The sequence below is a fragment of the Variovorax sp. Varisp85 genome, from assembly GCF_047304045.1.
In the GTDB taxonomy this organism is placed as follows: domain Bacteria; phylum Pseudomonadota; class Gammaproteobacteria; order Burkholderiales; family Burkholderiaceae_C; genus Variovorax.
This window is the reverse complement of the sequence record NZ_JBGLYN010000046.1, coordinates 33,545-48,748: the sequence shown is the minus strand read 5'-3', so window position 1 is coordinate 48,748 and position 15,204 is coordinate 33,545. Positions and strand designations below refer to the sequence as shown.

Sequence of the window (15,204 nt, the reverse complement as noted above, 5' to 3'; positions counted from 1 at the left end):
TGCAGGAACTGCAGCAACAGCAGCCGGCTGCCGACCCGCCCGTCGTCATCCTGAGCCCCGACCCGTACTACGACGGCGTGCGCCCCATCCGCCGGCCGCCGCCGCATGTGCGCGACCCCGGGCCGCCGCCGGGCCAGCGGCCCTGCCAGAACCTCGCGGGCATCAAGCGCAACAACTGCTGAATGAGCGCAGGGGAATCCAGCGGGCCCGACAGCCTTCTTCCGTGGACCGTCTACTGCGACGGCAGCGCCATGCCCAACCCGGGCCGCATGGGCATCGGCGCCGTCCTCACCGCGCCGGACGGAGCGCGCCACACGCTGTCGCAGGCCACGCACACCACCGGCTGCAACAACGAGGCCGAACTGCTCGCACTGACGCTGGCCCTGCAGGAGCTGCGCGCACGCGGCGCGACGGCGGTGCGGGCCTACAGCGACAACAGCATCCTCGTCGAGCAGCTGGCCGCGTCCGAAGCGAAGCCGATCGTGCGCATGGCCGCGTTGTTCGACGATGCCCGCGCCTTGCTCGCAAGCTTCGACGACGCGCGCGTTCAGTGGATCCCGCGCCACCGCAATGGCGAGGCCGACGCACTGGCCCGTGCCGCCCTGGGCTTCGCGCCAAAGCCCCCGGCGCGGCACGCGAAGAAGAAGCGGCGCTAGGGCAGGGCGCGGAGCCCCTATCATCACGCGCCATGACAGAAGCCACTCCCCGCCCACCCCTTCCCGACCACCTCTCCATCGATCCGCGCAGCCCGCACCACGTGGCCGCCGCCTTCGAACACGACATCGGTATCCGTTTCAACGGCAAGGACCGCCTCGACGTCGAGGAATACTGCATCAGCGAAGGCTGGGTCAAGGTGCCCGCCGGCAAGACCCTCGACCGCAAGGGCAAGCCCCTGCTGCTCAAGCTGAAGGGCAAGGTCGAGGCGTTCTACAAGTAAGCCGGTTCAGCGCCACTGCAGCAGCAGCGACCAGGGCTGGCGGCTCATGTGGCGATCGATGCAGCCCGGCGTGCCCGGCGTGCATCCCTCGGACTGGTAGCTCGGGTCCAGCCACCGAGTGCCCGGCGCAAAGTCGAGCCGGCGCCGCGTGACCGACTGCAGCACGTTGCCGCCCACCGTGTCGAAGCCCGTGGCATCCACGGCCACCACCACGTCGCAGTGCATGGGCAGCGACTCGCCGCCGGTGTCGCGCGTGGCCAGCACTCCACCGATCTTGTCGAAGGTGTCGAGTTCGGCGCCCGCGCCGCGCGCCTGGCAGACGATGTCGCCGATGCGCGGCGGCGTGCGCCTCAGGTCGCAGGCTCGCAGGGCGTAGCGCGTGGGCTGGCCCGCGGCCTCGTCGATGCCGGCTTGCCAGGCGGCGCCCGCATAGTCGACATGCGCTTCGGAGAAAACGAACTCGTCGTCCGCCAGCCCGGCCTGTCGCGCCAGCCAGCTGATGAAGGCCGCGGACCAGGGCATGTCGATCACCGCGACGCGGGCGAGGGCGACCTGCACCGCGCGCAGCTCTCCAGAATCAAGCCCCTCGTCGGGGCCTACGCCCATGCCCTGAAGCCGCCCGGCCGTCGCCTCGTTCAACGCCTGCATCAGCAGGTGCCGGTCGGCGGGGCGCAGGGCGCCGAAGCGCACGAGCGACGGCAGCCGCGGGTCGACCGCCTGCCAATAGCCGAGCACCCGCTGCCATGGCGCCAGGCCCGGCAGGGTGGGGCGCGTGTCTTCGGCCTCGGAGCTGCCGGCTTCGGTCATGCGGCCTTCGGCGTCCATGGCCTGGCCACCGAAGGCTTCGTGCTCCTGCAGCGCGAAGGTGGCCATGGCGAGCGCGCGCGATGGCGAAGGGGCTTGTGTGGCGGTGTCGAGGCAGCCTTGCGCGGCCGACGCGGGACTTGCGAAGGCCAGCCACAGGGCGCAGGCGAGCACGGCCAACGAGCGGCGAGGCGTGCGAGGAATCGTGACGGGTGGCGGCATGTGCCGGGAGCATAGCTGCGGGCAGGATGCTCTGGATCCGAAGGTCTATCGCCGCGTCATTTCCGCTTTCCCCCGACCGGCTGTGGCGCCACCTGGAAGTTATTGCGGCCCGCCCCCTTGGCCTGGTAGAGCATCTCGTCGGCCTGCCTGACGAGCGCGGCAGCCGTTGCGGTGCCGCCTTGGTAGAACGCCACGCCGATGCTCGTGCTGATGGAGATCGTCCGCTGTTCGGTGGTGAACGGCACCTGCATGGCCTTGATCAACTTCGAGGCGGCGGAAACCGCGGCGTCCCCATTGGACAGGCCCTCCATGATCACCGTGAACTCGTCGCCGCCCAGGCGCGCGCGGACATCGCTGGAGCGCAGCGCCTGCGACAACCTGCCCGCGAAGCCCCGCAGAAGCTCGTCTCCCGTCTGGTGGCCGAACCGATCGTTGATCTGCTTGAATCCATCGATGTCCAGGTACATCAGCGCCATCAATGCACCGGGGCCTCGCGCACGCTCCATCGCCTGCGCCAGGCGCACCTCGAATCCTGCGCGATTGGCAAGACCGGTGAGAGGATCGATCTGCGCCAGGTTCACCAGGCGCTTCTCCTCGAGCTTTTGCCGCGTGATGTCGGTGATCACGGCATGGAAGCCGACGATGGCCTCGTCGTTCACCGCAGGTTGCGGGATGTACTGGGCTTCGTAGCAGTAGTAGGCGTCGCTCTTGTCGATCTCGCTCTGGAAGGTGACGACCTCTCCGGCCAGGGCCGCGCGGATGTGCGGTTGCACGGCCTCGTAGGCGGGCTCGCCCAGGAGCTCCTTCACGGTGTGCCCCTCGATCTGGTCGCGGGAGAGTCCGAACCCGCGCTCGTAGGCCAGGTTGTTGAATCGATAGCGCTCCTCCGCATCGATGTAGGCGACGCGCATCGGCAGCGCGTCGGCCACCGTGCGCAGGCGCGCCTCGCTTTCCTGGAGGGCTTCCTCCGCCTCGTGGTGCGCGGTGATGTCGCTGTCCAGCGTATAGAGGCCGATCACTTCGCCGCGTTCGTCGCGCTCGGGAACCAGCGTGGCCTGGATATCGCGGCGCCCGCCAGGCGTTGCCAGCCTGCGCTCGTAAGTGACCTGGCGCCCGGCCAGAGCGGCGCGCATGTGCGGCTCCATCTGTGCCCACGCTTCATTGCCGTAGAACTCGCGCAGGCTCAGGCCGAGCAGTTGTTCGGGCTGGACGCCGAACCAGTCCTGATAGGCCTTGTTGACGAAGCGCAACCGCAGGTCGCGGTCCAGGTAGGAGACCAGCGCCGGCAGGTGGTCCGTCACCATGCGCAGGCGGTGTTCGCTGTCGCGCAGCGCCCGCTCCGCGGCCTTGGCCGCCGAAATGTCGCGCATCAGCCCCGAGAAATACTCCACCTTGCCATGCTTGTCGCGATGCGCGATCACCATGTGGCTGGCCGGAAACTCGTTGTGCTCGGCGTCCCACACCATCGATTCGCCCACCCAGACGCCGGTCTTGACCGCGGTGGGAACCACCTCCGACCGGAACCTTTCCATCGTCTCCGGCGGATTGAAGTCGGCCGCGCTGAACTGTTCGATGGGGGCGTCGAGGGCCAGCCCCGTGCGGCGGCGCGCGGCCGGGTTCATGTAGATGAGCCGCCCCGCCGCATCGAGCTGGACGATGTAGTCGGTCGTCATGTCGAAGATGGCCGTCAACGTGCGAAGTGCCCGTTCGGCCCGCGTGCGCTCGGTGATGTCGGTCACCGTTCCCACGTGGCCGATGACGCGGCCTTCGGCGAGCACAGGCCGGCTTCTCAATGCCACCAGCACCTGGGTTCCATCCCTGCGATGGAGCCGGCGTGTGGCGCTCAACGGCGCGGCCGTGCTGACGACACGAACCCAGTCCTGGCGAACCGTCTCTCGAATCTCCTCGCGCACGAGCGTGAGCCAGCCTTCTTCGGCGTCCTTCCGCTCGAGCCCGTGGATCGCCAGGTACTCGTCGTTCACGTAGGTCATGCGCCCGTCGCTGTCGCAACGGAACAAACCCACGGGTGATGCATCGGTAACCGCCGCCATCTCGAGCCGCTGCTCGCGCAGGTCGGCCATCAGTGCATCGAACTCGCGTGCCAGGTCCCCGCGCTCGTCGTTGGCGACGACGTCGAGTCTTACCTCGCTGTCCGGCGAACGGCGCAGGGTGCGGATCGCGCCGCTCAGCGCCTCCAGGGGGCGCATGACCCACGCAGTCCCCAGCCAGACCAGGAGCGCGCAGCCCAGACCCAGCCCGATCAATTGCAGCAGCAGGTTGCGCCTTGCCTTTTCCAGTGGTGCGTAGGCGATGCGCGCAGGCACGATCAGGCGCAGTTCCCAGTCGGCACTGGGCACGGTGGCGCGCGTTGCCATGTCGCTCTCGGTCCCGCCGTTGAAGGCGACTGCGACTGCGGTTGCGGGCTTGAGCAGCAGGTTCGCATCGGGGTGCATGACGACCTGCGGAGACTGGCCGCGCGTGACGATCATGTAGTGGCCGCCCCGGCCGATGGTGGCGCGGCTGAGATCGCCAAGCACGTTGGCGCGCTGCAGGTTCAGCGCCGCGCCGAGCACGCCGGCGAGGCGGCCATCGGGGCCCTTGACGGGGACCGCCATGACGACCGCGGGCTGTTGGGTGCTCTTCGTGAGCAGGGGCGCAGAGATCGCGGGCTGGCCCATGTCGCGCACGCGCCGGAAGTAGTCGCGGTCGCCGACGTTCGAAGGCCGGCTGGTGGGCGGGTCGATGGCGACGATGGCGCCGTCCAGTGTCGCCAGCGCGGTGTTGTCGAACATCGTGCGCAGGTCCTCGTCGGCAAGGAAACGCTGCTGCGCCGCGGGGTCCGCGAAGCCGTGCAGGCTGAGTTCCCGGGCCGCACGCGCCAAGGCTGCCAGATGGATTTCGAGCTTGTAGTCGAGATCCGCCGCTGCGCTGTCGGTCAGTGCCTGCTGCTGCTCGCGCATCAGGTTGAGGTACTCGCTGGACAGGCTCCGGTACTGCCACCAGCCAGCCACACCGACCAGCGTGAGTACGAGCGCTGTGATCAGCAGTGCTGTCTTTGTTCTTAGCTTGAGCCGCACTTGGTTTCCTCCGCCACCACAGTGCCGGCGGCCGCATTGTTCGATGATAGCAACGGCTTTTTCACGGCCGCCGCAACGCCGCGCGCGCGCACGCCAGAAACGGCTTGATGAGCGGACTGTCCCAATCGCTGCGCCAGCACGCGGCGATGTCCATCGTCGCGTCGATGCCGCGAAAGGGGCGGAACACCACGCCCGGGGGGCGGCCGATCTGGGCGCAGGCAGGCAGGATGGCCACGCCCTTGCCCGCCAGGACAAGCGCCAATGCGGACACCATGGTTTCGACCCGCAGCGCAATCGGCATGTTGACCTCGTGCCTGCGCAGCATCGACGTGACGACGGATTTGTCGATGTCGCCTTCCGGAACGGGAAGGCCGATCAGAGGCATGCCGGAGAGGCGCGCCAGTGGAATGCTGGACATCCGTGCCAACGGCGAATCCGATCGCACGGCAAGCAGCAGCGGCTGGGTGCCGATGCGTTCGATCGCAATGCCTGGCTGTGCAATCGGTGGGATGCAGATCGCGACCGAAACGTCCGAGTCGGTGATGGCCTCTACGTTGTTGACGGCGTTCAGCTCCACGTACTGGATCTCCACGTCCGGAAGCCTCAGCCGAAGCTCGTTTTCCAGCCGTGGCAGCACCAGGTAGGACAGCACGACCATGGTTCCGACCGCGAGTCGCCCTCTGCTGCCCGAGCCCACGGCGCGCGCGGCGTCGAATCCTTCGTTGGCGAGCAGCAACGCCTCCTTGGCGCGCTGGAAGAGGGCATTTCCCGCGTCGGTGATCTCCATGCCGCGCGCTGCCCTGCGGAACAAGGGCGCGCCGATGGCCGCTTCCAGGTTCTTGATGTGAACAGACAGCGGCGGCTGGGCCATGTTGAGCCGCCGCGCCGCCTTGCCGACGCTGCGCTCCTCTGCAACGGCCACGAAGTAGCGAAGCGATCTAAGGTCGGGTGTAGCCATACGCTGTGCATATGCCTTTTCTGGAAAACAGTATTGGACGCAATGTTGCCGCGTATCAATCATCTGCGCATGAAGAATTTTCCGCACCTTCCAAGGTCCGAGATCTGCGAGATGTCCGCGTCGGCGATGCGCACGCTGGTCGCGCAGCGCGAACTCTCCCCGGTGGAGATCGTCGACGAGGTGCTGCGCCGCGCCGATGTGCTCCAGCCGCACCTGAACTGCTTCATCACTCTGTGCCACGACGAGGCGACGGAACAAGCCCGGCAGGCCGAGCAGGCGATCATGAGAGGCGACACCGTGGGGGCACTGCACGGCTTGCCGTTCACCGTGAAGGACATCGTCGACACCGCGAACGTCAGGACTACCTACGGATCGCTGCTGCATCGCGATCACGTGCCCGCGCACGACGCCGTGGCCGTGGCGCGCATGCGCGAGGCGGGCGGCATCCTCATCGGCAAGACGACCTCGTCGGAGTTCGGTGCCAAGTGCATGACCGACGCGCCACTCTTCGGCAGCACGCGCAATGCATGGGATCCGACGCGCACCAGCGGCGGCTCCAGCGGCGGAGCCGCCGTGTCGATGGCGGCAGGCATCGCGCCGCTGGCCATCGCGACCGACGGGGGCGGCTCCACCCGCATTCCCGCGGCGTGCAACGGCGTGGTCGGGCTGAAGCAGAGCCTGGGCGTGGTTCCGCACAGCCAGGTGCAGGACGCGTTCGGCAATTACACCTACGTGACGCCCACCACGCGCAACGTCGGCGACACGGCGCTCATGCTGCAGGCGATGACCGGCGCCCACGGTTCGGACCCCTGGTCGCTGGGCGTGCCGGCCCGACGCTACTTCGACGACCTGCAGCCTGGCGGCGACCTGCGCGGCAAGCGCGTCCTTTTCAGTGCGGCCCCGGCGGGGCGGCCGATTGCCGCCGACGTCGCCGCCGCTTTCGAGGCCGCCCTCGCAACCCTGCGGTCGATGGGCGCGGACCTGGAGGAGATGACGGGCGAGGGCTATGACGTCGAGCCGGTGTGGCGCGTGATCAACCACACGAGCTGGCGAGGCCGGTTCGCTCCGCTGGCCGAGGCGCATGCCGACCGGTTGAGTCCGTCGCTGCTGCAGCAGCTGGCGCTGGCGGAGCACGTCGACGGGGTCGCCTTCCAGCAGGCCATGTTCGCGAGGACCGCGCTCTTTCGCAAAGTCCAGGCGCAACTGGAGACGCACGACTTCATCTTCACGCCGACTCTTTCGCGCACGGCGCTGCCGATCGATCAGGACCTCTTCGGAAGCATCGAGATCGACGGCAGGGAATTTGCAGAGCTGCGGCCCAACTGGTTCCCCTGGACGATGCCGTTCAACCTTACCGGGCACCCCGCCATCAGCCTGCCGTGCGGCGCGGGCCGCGACGGATTGCCCATCGGCATGCAACTCGTCGGCGGCTTCCGCGAAGACCTGCAGTTGCTGCAGGCCGCGGCGGCTTTCGAGGCCAACCACCGGCCGGCCAATCCGCTGCCGGTCCTGGCCTTCTGAGCACGCCATTTCTCTTCCTGTTTTCGTCAATCAACCTTGCGGGTACCTCACCATGACCTCGTTTCCAAAGACACTCGTGCTCAGTGCGCTGGTCGCCCTGGGCGGAAGCTTCGCGCATGCGGACAACAACGCGCCCATCAGGCTGATCGTGGGCTTTCCACCGGGTGGCGCGCTCGACAACCTGGCACGCTCGGTGGCCGAGGACTTGCGCACGGCGCTCAAGGAACCGGTGCTGGTGGAGAACCGGCCCGGGGCGTCGACCCGCATTTCCATCGAAGCGGTCAAGGCGTCGCGGCCTGACGGGCGCACCATCCTGATCGGCGCGACGCCACCGTTCGTGTTCTTTCCGATGACCTATGCGCGGCTGAACTACGACGTCGACAAGGACTTCATTCCCGTTGCCCACCTCGCCAACGTGCCCAGCGTCATCTCCGCCGGCGCGGGCCAGCCGTACAGGACGGTTCCCGAATACGTGGCGTGGATCAGGAAGAACCCCGGCCAGGCCAGCGTGGGCATGACCAACCTCGGGGGCGGGCTTCACTTCAGCGTGCTGCAGCTGTCCAAGGCCATCGGCGTGCCTCTGACGGCGGTCACCTACAGGGGCGGGGCGCCGCTGGCGACCGACATCATCGGCGACCACGTGCCGGTCGGCACCGACGCGCTGGCCAGCCAGCTCGAGCTGCACCGTTCCGGAAAGCTGCGCATCTTGGGCGTCGCAGGAACGAAGCGGCTGAGCTGGCTGCCCGACGTTCCGACGATCAAGGAAGCGGGCTACGACGCGTTCGACCGGGCCAACGCCGCCTATGCCGCGTTCGTGCCGGCGGGCACGCCGAAGGAAGTTGTGGCGAAGCTCGAAAGCGCGTTCCTGGCCGCGATTCGCAGCCCGCGGGTGCGCGGGCAACTCGATCACATGGGCCTCGAGCCGACGGGGCTTCCCGGCGCGGAAGTGACCCGGGTGATGAACGAAGACCGCGAGTACTGGCGCCCCATCGTCAAGGCCTCGGGATTCAAGAGCGAAGACTGAACCGGTGGCAGCCGCATTCATCGCCGGTTCTTCGCGTGCAGAGGCGGCTGCCGACGACGAGGACAGGGCCGGATGGGCCGTGCTCGCCGCGGCATGCCTCGGCGCGCTGCTGTGCTTCCTGAATCTCAGCGCGCTCAACGTGGTGCTGCCCGCGGTGGGGCGCAGCCTGCAGGCCTCGCCCGCGCAGGCGAGCTGGATCCTGCTGTCCTACATGCTCGTGAGCACCGTGTGCATCCTCAGCTTCGGAAGGCTCGCCGACCTGTGGGGGCGGCGGCACCTGTTCCTGGCGGGGCTGGGCCTCTTCGTGACCGCCTGTGCAGCCTGTGCCGTCGCGACGAGCGCGGAAACGATGCTTGTCTTCCGCATCTGCCAGGCCGTGGGCGCCGCGGGCGTCATGGCCAACACCAGCGCCCTGGTGGGCGATGCGTTCGGCCGCCGCAGGATGGGGCTCGCCCTGGGTGTGCTCGCGATGGTGGCCGCGCTGGCCCAGGTCGCCGGCCCGCTGGCGGGCGGCTTCATCGTGTCGTGGTGGGGGTGGCGGGTTCTCTTCATGCTCAATGTCCCGGTCGGCCTGTGCGTCCTGGCATGGTCGTGGCGGATCCTGCCGAAGACGGCGGCGGTCCGTGCCGAGCGCTTCGACATGGCCGGCGCCGCGTTGTCCCTGGCCGGGATCGGATGCGTCACCTATGCGCTCTCGCTGGCGGGGAGCCACGGCTGGGCCAGCATGTCGGTATGGGGCTTCCTGCTCGCGGGCGGCGCGGGAATCCTGTCGTTCGCCCGGCTTCAGCGGCGCGTGACCAGTCCGCTGGTCGACCCCGAACTCTTCGGCGACCTGCGACGCCGCAGCGCCTACATTTGCATCCTGCTGCTGTCGATGACGCAGGCGGCGCCTCTTTTGCTGATAGCGCTGTATCTGCAGGCATGCACGGCCCTGTCTGCCTCGGATGTCGGGCTGCGCGTGGCGCCTGTGGCCCTCGGGATGCTGGTGGCCGCGCCCGTGGCCGGCGGCCTGCTGCAGCGCTTCAGGCCCGAATCGATCTGCATGGCTGCGATGCTGCTTGCCGCAGGCGCGCTGGCGCTGCTGGCCGCGCTGCTGCAGCCGGCGATCGGTGCCGGGCAGCTTGCCATGTGCCTGCTGATGCTCGGCTGCGGCATAGGGAGTTTCGTGACGCCCAACAACGCGTCGATCCTGCAGAGCGTGCGTCCCCAGCGCCGGGGCATCGCCAACGGCGTGCGCTCGACGCTCCAGAACGCGGGAATCATGGTAGGCACAGCATTGACGCTGGGCGTGGCGATGGCGCAACTGCCCGAGGACTCGCAGCGAATGATCCTGGGACACAGCGGCACAGGCCTTTCGGCCTTGGACGTTGCGCTGCTCACCCGGGGCGCGAGGTACGCGCTGCTCATGCTCGCGTTGTGCTGCGTGTCGGGAGCAGTGCTGATCGCGAAGACATGCCTTCGGCCCGCGCCGCCGCCGCCGGCCTGAAGCCGCTCGGCGCCGTTACAGCAGATACACCCGGGACGCGGAACGTCGCCGGGCGGCTGGATCGCCGGGAGGGGCGCTCCTAGGATTCGCTTCGTCCCATCCACACGCCGAATGAAAGAGAAGACGAAATGAATCCTCCCATCCAGCGCCGCAGCCTGTTGCTCGCGGCCTCCGTCCTGCCGCTCGCCGGCGCATGCACCGCGTGGTCCCGAACGGGATCGCCGTCTTCGGCCGAGGCGCAGCTCGCCGAGCTCGAACGTGCTTCGGGCGGCCGCCTGGGCGTGGCCGGCTTCCACACCGGCAGCGGTGCGCGCATCCAGCACCGGGCGCACGAGCGCTTTCCGCTGTGCAGCACCTTCAAGCTGATGCTGGCGGCGGCCGTGCTCGAACGCAGCGCGAAAGACGCCAGCCTGCTCGCGCGGCGCATCGGCTACGGCAAGGCCGACCTCGTCTCCTGGTCGCCCATCACCGAGAAGCACGTGGCCGACGGCATGACGGTCGCCGAGCTCTGCGCCGCCACCGTGCAGTACAGCGACAACGCCGCCGCCAACCTGCTGCTGAAGATGCTGGGCGGCCCGGCCACCGTCACCGCCTTTGCGCGCGGCATCGGCGACCAGGCCTTCAGGCTCGACCGCACGGAGCCCGAGCTCAACACCGCAATTCCCGGCGACCTGCGCGACACCACCACGCCCGCGGCGATGTCCGACAGCGTGCAGCGGCTGGCGCTGGGCGACGCGCTGGGCACGGCGCAGCGCGACCAGCTGACGACCTGGCTGCTGGGCAACACCACGAGCGCCGAGCGTTTCCTGGCGGGCGTGCCGGCCGGCTGGAAGGTGGGCGACAAGACCGGCTCGGGCTCCTACGGCAGCACCAACGACGTCGGCGTGCTGTGGCCGCCGGCCGGTGCCCCGGTGGTGCTGTCGGTGTACCTGACCTTTCCGCAGAAGGACGCGAAGGGACGCAGCGACGTCATTGCATCGGCAACGCGCATCGTGGTGGCTGCGCTGGCGGGCTGAGGCGCCCTTAGCTGCTTTGCCGCACCACCAGTTCGAACCCCATGTCCACCATCGGTTCGTTCACCGGCTCGCCGCGCATCAGTGCCAGCAGCATCGAGGCGGCGCGCATGCCGATCTCCTTGCGCGGCGTGCGCACGCTGGTCAATGGCGGCAGCATCTGGTCGCTGCCGTCGAGGTCGTTGAAGCCTGCGATCGCCACGCGCTGCGGTACCGCGACGCCGGTGCGCAGCGCGGCGAGCAGGCCTCCCTGCGCAAGGTCGTCGTTGCAATAGAAGATCGCGTCGACGTCCGGGTGGCGGGCGAGCAGGTCTTCGAACTGCCGTCCGCCGAGCGCCATGGACGTCGGACCCGGCGTAAGCAGTTCGAGCTGCGGGTCGTGGCAGCCCGCCGCACGCAGCGATTGCCGATAGCCTTCGAGCCGCTGCATCACCCGCGGATCGAGCTGGCCCGCCGCATAGGCGATGCGCCGGCGGCCGCGCTGCAGCAGGTGCTCGGTGAGCGCACGGGCCGCATCCTGCTGGGAGAGCCCCACGCTGTAGGTGCCCGGTGCCGGCGAGGTTTCCATGAGGTGCACGCAGGGCACGTCGCTTTCTTCCAGCATGCGCGAGGCGGCCGCGCTGCGGTCGAGGCCGGTCAGCAGCAGCCCGGCGGGGCGCTGCGAGAGATAGCTGCGCAGCAGCGCTTCTTCCTGCGCGAGGTCGTAGTGCGTCACACCGATCAGCGACTGGAAACCCGAAGGCGCCAGCGTGTCCTGCACCGCCTCGAGCAAATCGACGAACAGAGCGTTCGTCAGCGACGGGATCAGCACCGCGACATGGGAGCTGCGGGCCGAAGCCAGCGCGCGCGCGGCAACGTTGGGCACGTAGCCGAGTTCGTCCACCGCGGCCTGCACGCGGGCCTGCAGGTCCGGCGCCACGTTGCGTGCTCCGCGCAGCGCGCGGGACACGGTGATCGGGCTGACGCCGGACACCCGGGCCACGTCGTCGAGCGTGACGCGGCTGGAAGAACGGGAGCGGGGGCGTTCGGAGGTGTCGGCCATTTTATTGGGGTTAATACCAGTATTTAATTGGACAGCGCAGTCCTAGGATAGCGCTATCCCAGCCCTGGGCCATCGGCACAAACCCGGTTCGATCGCCCTGCGGCTGATTTTTTCGATCTTTGAGGATAGCGCTATCCCAAAAATGCCTGGCCACCCCGTGCAGCCAGGATCCTGGAGACAACATGTTCGGTTTAAGCAAAGAGGTGTTCCTGCTGGTCGATGCCCTGGCGGCGATCCTCGGGCTCATCCTTCTGATCACGCGCTGGCGCGTGCATCCCTTCATCGCGTTGACGCTGGCCGCAGGCTTCCTGGGCCTGACCTCGGGCATGCCCGTGGCGCTGGTGATGAAGTCCTTCCAGGACGGCTTCGGCGGCGTGCTGGGCTTCGTGGGCATCGTGCTGGGCCTGGGCACCATGCTCGGCAAGATGATGGCCGAGTCGGGCGGCGCCGACCGCATCGCGCGCACGCTGGTCGGCGCCTTCGGCCGCGAGCGGGTGCACTGGGCGATGATGTTCGCGGCCTTCCTGGTCGGCATTCCGCTGTTCTTCGAGATCGGCTTCGTGCTGCTGATCCCGCTGGTCTTCATCGTGGCGCGGCGCACCGGCGTATCGCTGATCCGCATCGGCATCCCGCTGCTGGCCGGCCTCTCGGTGGTGCACGGCCTCGTGCCGCCGCACCCAGGGCCGCTGCTGGCCATCGGCGTGTTCAACGCCGACATCGGCAAGACCATCTTCTACGGCCTGCTCGTCGGCCTGCCCACGGCGATGATCGCGGGCCCGATCTTCGGCAAGTTCATCTCGAAGTACGTGCCGGGCGAGGCTTCGCCCGAGCTGATGGCGCAGCTGGCGCACGAGCCCGAGGCGCGCGAGCTGCCGGGCTTCGGCATCACGCTGCTCACCGTGCTGCTGCCGGTGGTGCTGATGCTGCTCAAGACCTTCGCCGACGTGGCGCTCGACGAGAAGAACGTCGTGCGGCAGTGGCTGGACTTCATCGGCCATCCGATCACGGCCCTGCTCGCCGCGCTGCTGCTGTCGCTCTACACCTTCGGCACCGCGCGCGGCTTCACGTCGAAGCAGATCATGAAGTTCGTCGACGACAGCCTGGCGCCCACGGCGGCCATCGTGCTCATCATCGGCGCGGGCGGCGGCTTCAAGCAGATGCTGGTGGCCAGCGGCGTGGGCAACGCGATCGGGCAGATGGCGCTGCATGCGCAGATATCGCCGATCCTGCTGGCATGGCTCGTGGCGGGCCTTATCCGCATCGCCACCGGCTCGGCCACAGTGGCGACCATCACGGGCGCGGGCATCGTCGCGCCGCTCGCCACCATGGTGCCGGGCGTGAACCGCGAACTGCTGGTGCTTGCCACCGGCGCGGGCTCGCTGATTCTTTCGCACGTGAACGACGCGGGTTTCTGGCTGGTGAAGCAATACTTCAACATGAGCGTGGCCGAGACTTTCAAGACCTGGACCGTGATGGAAACGCTGATCTCGGTTGTCGCGATCATCTTCATCATGCTGCTCAGCATGGTCGTCTAGGAGAAGGCACATGAACCGCATCGCCATCGGGGTCGACATCGGAACCACCAGCACCAAGGCGGTCGCCTTTTCCACGGCGGGGCGCGTGCTGGCGAACGATGCGGTGGAGTACCCCCTGCTGCAACCTGAACCCGCGGCCGCGGAGCAGGACCCGGAGCAGATCTACCGGGCCGTGCTGTCGACCATTGCCTCGTGCGTGCGGCAGTGCAAGGCGGCGCCGGGCGATGTGCTGTGCGTGTCGTTCAGCGCAGCCATGCACAGCCTCATCCTGGTGGACGAGCACGGCGCGCCGCTGACGCGCAGCATCACCTGGGCCGACCACCGCAGCGCGGCCTGGGCCGGGCGCATTCGCGCGGAGTGGGAGGGCGACGCGATCTACCACCGTACGGGCACGCCGATCCATCCCATGTCGCCGCTGGCCAAGCTGGTGTGGCTGCGCCACGAGCGCCCGGAGCTTTTCGCGCAGGCCCGGCGCTTCGTCGGCATCAAGGAGTACGTGTTCTTCCGGCTGTTCGGCCGCTGGCTGGTGGACCATTCGATCGCCTCGGCCACCGGGCTCTTCAACATCTGGCAACTCGACTGGGATGCCGGGGCGCTCGCGCTCGCGGGTGTGCGCGCCGAGCAGCTCTCGGATCTCGTGCCCACGACTTGGCACGTGGAGGGATTGGCGGGCGAGACGGCGGCGCAGCTCGGGCTGTCGAGCGACACGCCCTTCGTCGTCGGGGCCAATGACGGCGTGCTTTCCAACCTGGGCGTGAACGCGGTGGCGCCGGGCGAGGTGGCCGTGACCATCGGGACCAGCGGCGCGATGCGCACGGTGATCGACCGCCCGATGACTGACTCCGAAGGCCGCACCTTCTGCTATGCGCTGGCCGACCGGCGCTGGGTGGTCGGCGGGCCGGTGAACAACGGCGGCATCATCCTGCGCTGGGTGCGCGACGAGTTCGCCTCCGCCGAAGCAGAGACCGCCAAGCGACTGGGCATCGACACCTACGAGGTGCTCACGCGCATTGCCGAACGCGTCTCGGCCGGCTCCGAAGGGCTGGTGTTCCATCCCTTCCTGACCGGCGAACGTGCGCCGTACTGGAATGCGGATCTGCGCGGCTCCTTCTTCGGCCTGGGCATCCATCACCGCAAGGAGCACATGATCCGCGCCGTGCTCGAGGGCGTCATCTTCAATCTCTACAGCATCCTGCCCGCGGTCGAGTCGATTGCGGGCACGAGCACCAGCATCAAGGCCACAGGCGGTTTTGCGCGCTCGGGGCTGTGGCGCCAGATGATGGCTGACGTGTTCGACCGCGAAGTGGTGGTTCCGGAGAGCTTCGAGAGCTCCTGCCTCGGCGCGGCCGTCCTCGGGCTTTATGCGCTGGGGCACGTCGATTCCCTGGACGTGGTGTCGGGCATGGTGGGTGCCACGCACCGCCACACGCCCAATCCGAAGAACGCGGCGCTCTATCGGCAATTGCTGCCTGTGTACCTCTCGCTGCCGCGCAAGCTCGGCGACGAATACCGCACCCTTGCGAAGTTCCAGCAGCAGGCGGTGCAGCGCACCGGTGACTGAGGCCATTCCTTTCTAGTTGGAGAT

General features: G+C 68.2%; 13 protein-coding genes. 9 read left to right on the top strand and 4 right to left on the bottom strand.

Going from position 1 to position 15,204, the window contains the following annotated elements; translation table 11 throughout:
* From ACCC97_RS18595 to ACCC97_RS18585, 3 genes are all read left to right on the top strand, one after another.
* The coding region (locus tag ACCC97_RS18595; RefSeq protein ID WP_413334295.1) for a hypothetical protein at positions 1–182 on the top strand (182 nt) is incomplete at its 5' end.
* Positions 183–656: a ribonuclease HI family protein gene (locus tag ACCC97_RS18590; protein ID WP_007834580.1), complete on the top strand. Its 474-nt coding sequence runs from the start codon at positions 183–185 to the stop codon at positions 654–656. It abuts the gene before it with no gap.
* Between the two features lie 32 nt (positions 657–688).
* The gene (locus tag ACCC97_RS18585; protein ID WP_007834582.1) at positions 689–937 is read left to right on the top strand and encodes a DUF3297 family protein; all 249 of its coding nucleotides are present in this window, start codon (positions 689–691) and stop codon (positions 935–937) included.
* Between the two features lie 6 nt (positions 938–943).
* Here the strand turns inward: ACCC97_RS18585 and ACCC97_RS18580 are convergent, their stop codons facing one another.
* The 3 genes from ACCC97_RS18580 to ACCC97_RS18570 form a co-directional block, all read right to left on the bottom strand.
* The gene (locus tag ACCC97_RS18580; RefSeq protein WP_413334293.1) at positions 944–1,963 is read right to left on the bottom strand and encodes a DUF2272 domain-containing protein; all 1,020 of its coding nucleotides are present in this window, start codon (positions 1,961–1,963) and stop codon (positions 944–946) included.
* A gap of 56 nt (positions 1,964–2,019) precedes the next feature.
* Entirely contained in the window at positions 2,020–5,040 is a 3,021-nt protein-coding gene (locus tag ACCC97_RS18575; protein WP_413334291.1) for a PAS domain-containing protein, read from the bottom strand.
* Positions 5,041–5,101: 61 nt separating this feature from the next.
* A complete protein-coding gene (locus ACCC97_RS18570) occupies positions 5,102–5,998 on the bottom strand; it encodes a LysR family transcriptional regulator (protein ID WP_413312149.1) in 897 nt (298 codons plus the stop codon).
* A 69-nt stretch (positions 5,999–6,067) separates the two neighbouring features.
* On the opposite strand from ACCC97_RS18570, the gene ACCC97_RS18565 reads away from it, so the two are divergent.
* The 4 genes from ACCC97_RS18565 (at position 6,068) to bla (ending at position 11,045) form a co-directional block, all read left to right on the top strand.
* On the top strand, positions 6,068–7,519 hold the full coding sequence (locus tag ACCC97_RS18565; protein WP_413334289.1) for an amidase: 1,452 nt from the start codon (positions 6,068–6,070) through the stop codon (positions 7,517–7,519).
* A gap of 52 nt (positions 7,520–7,571) precedes the next feature.
* Positions 7,572–8,543 carry a tripartite tricarboxylate transporter substrate-binding protein gene (locus tag ACCC97_RS18560; protein ID WP_413334287.1) on the top strand — a complete coding sequence of 324 codons (972 nt, stop codon included), beginning with the start codon at positions 7,572–7,574 and terminating at the stop codon, positions 8,541–8,543.
* Between the two features lie 4 nt (positions 8,544–8,547).
* Positions 8,548–10,029, top strand: a complete 1,482-nt coding sequence (locus ACCC97_RS18555; protein ID WP_413334285.1) for an MFS transporter — start codon at positions 8,548–8,550, stop codon at positions 10,027–10,029.
* A 128-nt stretch (positions 10,030–10,157) separates the two neighbouring features.
* The gene (gene bla / locus ACCC97_RS18550; protein WP_413334283.1) at positions 10,158–11,045 is read left to right on the top strand and encodes a class A beta-lactamase; all 888 of its coding nucleotides are present in this window, start codon (positions 10,158–10,160) and stop codon (positions 11,043–11,045) included.
* Between the two features lie 7 nt (positions 11,046–11,052).
* Here the strand turns inward: bla and ACCC97_RS18545 are convergent, their stop codons facing one another.
* On the bottom strand, positions 11,053–12,084 hold the full coding sequence (locus tag ACCC97_RS18545) for a LacI family DNA-binding transcriptional regulator (protein ID WP_007834597.1): 1,032 nt from the start codon (positions 12,082–12,084) through the stop codon (positions 11,053–11,055).
* A gap of 182 nt (positions 12,085–12,266) precedes the next feature.
* On the opposite strand from ACCC97_RS18545, the gene ACCC97_RS18540 reads away from it, so the two are divergent.
* Together ACCC97_RS18540 and gntK are read left to right on the top strand one after the other, a co-directional pair.
* Positions 12,267–13,619, top strand: coding sequence for a GntP family permease (locus ACCC97_RS18540; RefSeq protein ID WP_007834598.1), 1,353 nt, complete (start codon positions 12,267–12,269; stop codon positions 13,617–13,619).
* Between the two features lie 10 nt (positions 13,620–13,629).
* Positions 13,630–15,180 (top strand): gluconokinase, encoded by a 1,551-nt coding sequence (gene gntK, locus ACCC97_RS18535; RefSeq protein WP_413334281.1) that lies wholly within the window; start codon positions 13,630–13,632, stop codon positions 15,178–15,180.
* Positions 15,181–15,204 lie beyond the last annotated feature (24 nt).

Excerpts from the sequence above, each read along its gene's own strand:
- ACCC97_RS18590 (WP_007834580.1), top strand. The coding sequence starts at position 183 with ATGAGCGCAGGGGAATCCAGCGGGCCCGACAGCCTTCTTCCGTGGACC.
- ACCC97_RS18585 (WP_007834582.1), top strand. The coding sequence starts at position 689 with ATGACAGAAGCCACTCCCCGCCCACCCCTTCCCGACCACCTCTCCATC.
- ACCC97_RS18580 (WP_413334293.1), bottom strand. The coding sequence starts at position 1,963 with ATGCCGCCACCCGTCACGATTCCTCGCACGCCTCGCCGCTCGTTGGCC.
- ACCC97_RS18570 (WP_413312149.1), bottom strand. The coding sequence starts at position 5,998 with ATGGCTACACCCGACCTTAGATCGCTTCGCTACTTCGTGGCCGTTGCA.
- ACCC97_RS18565 (WP_413334289.1), top strand. The coding sequence starts at position 6,068 with ATGAAGAATTTTCCGCACCTTCCAAGGTCCGAGATCTGCGAGATGTCC.
- ACCC97_RS18560 (WP_413334287.1), top strand. The coding sequence starts at position 7,572 with ATGACCTCGTTTCCAAAGACACTCGTGCTCAGTGCGCTGGTCGCCCTG.
- bla (WP_413334283.1), top strand. The coding sequence starts at position 10,158 with ATGAATCCTCCCATCCAGCGCCGCAGCCTGTTGCTCGCGGCCTCCGTC.
- ACCC97_RS18545 (WP_007834597.1), bottom strand. The coding sequence starts at position 12,084 with ATGGCCGACACCTCCGAACGCCCCCGCTCCCGTTCTTCCAGCCGCGTC.
- ACCC97_RS18540 (WP_007834598.1), top strand. The coding sequence starts at position 12,267 with ATGTTCGGTTTAAGCAAAGAGGTGTTCCTGCTGGTCGATGCCCTGGCG.
- gntK (WP_413334281.1), top strand. The coding sequence starts at position 13,630 with ATGAACCGCATCGCCATCGGGGTCGACATCGGAACCACCAGCACCAAG.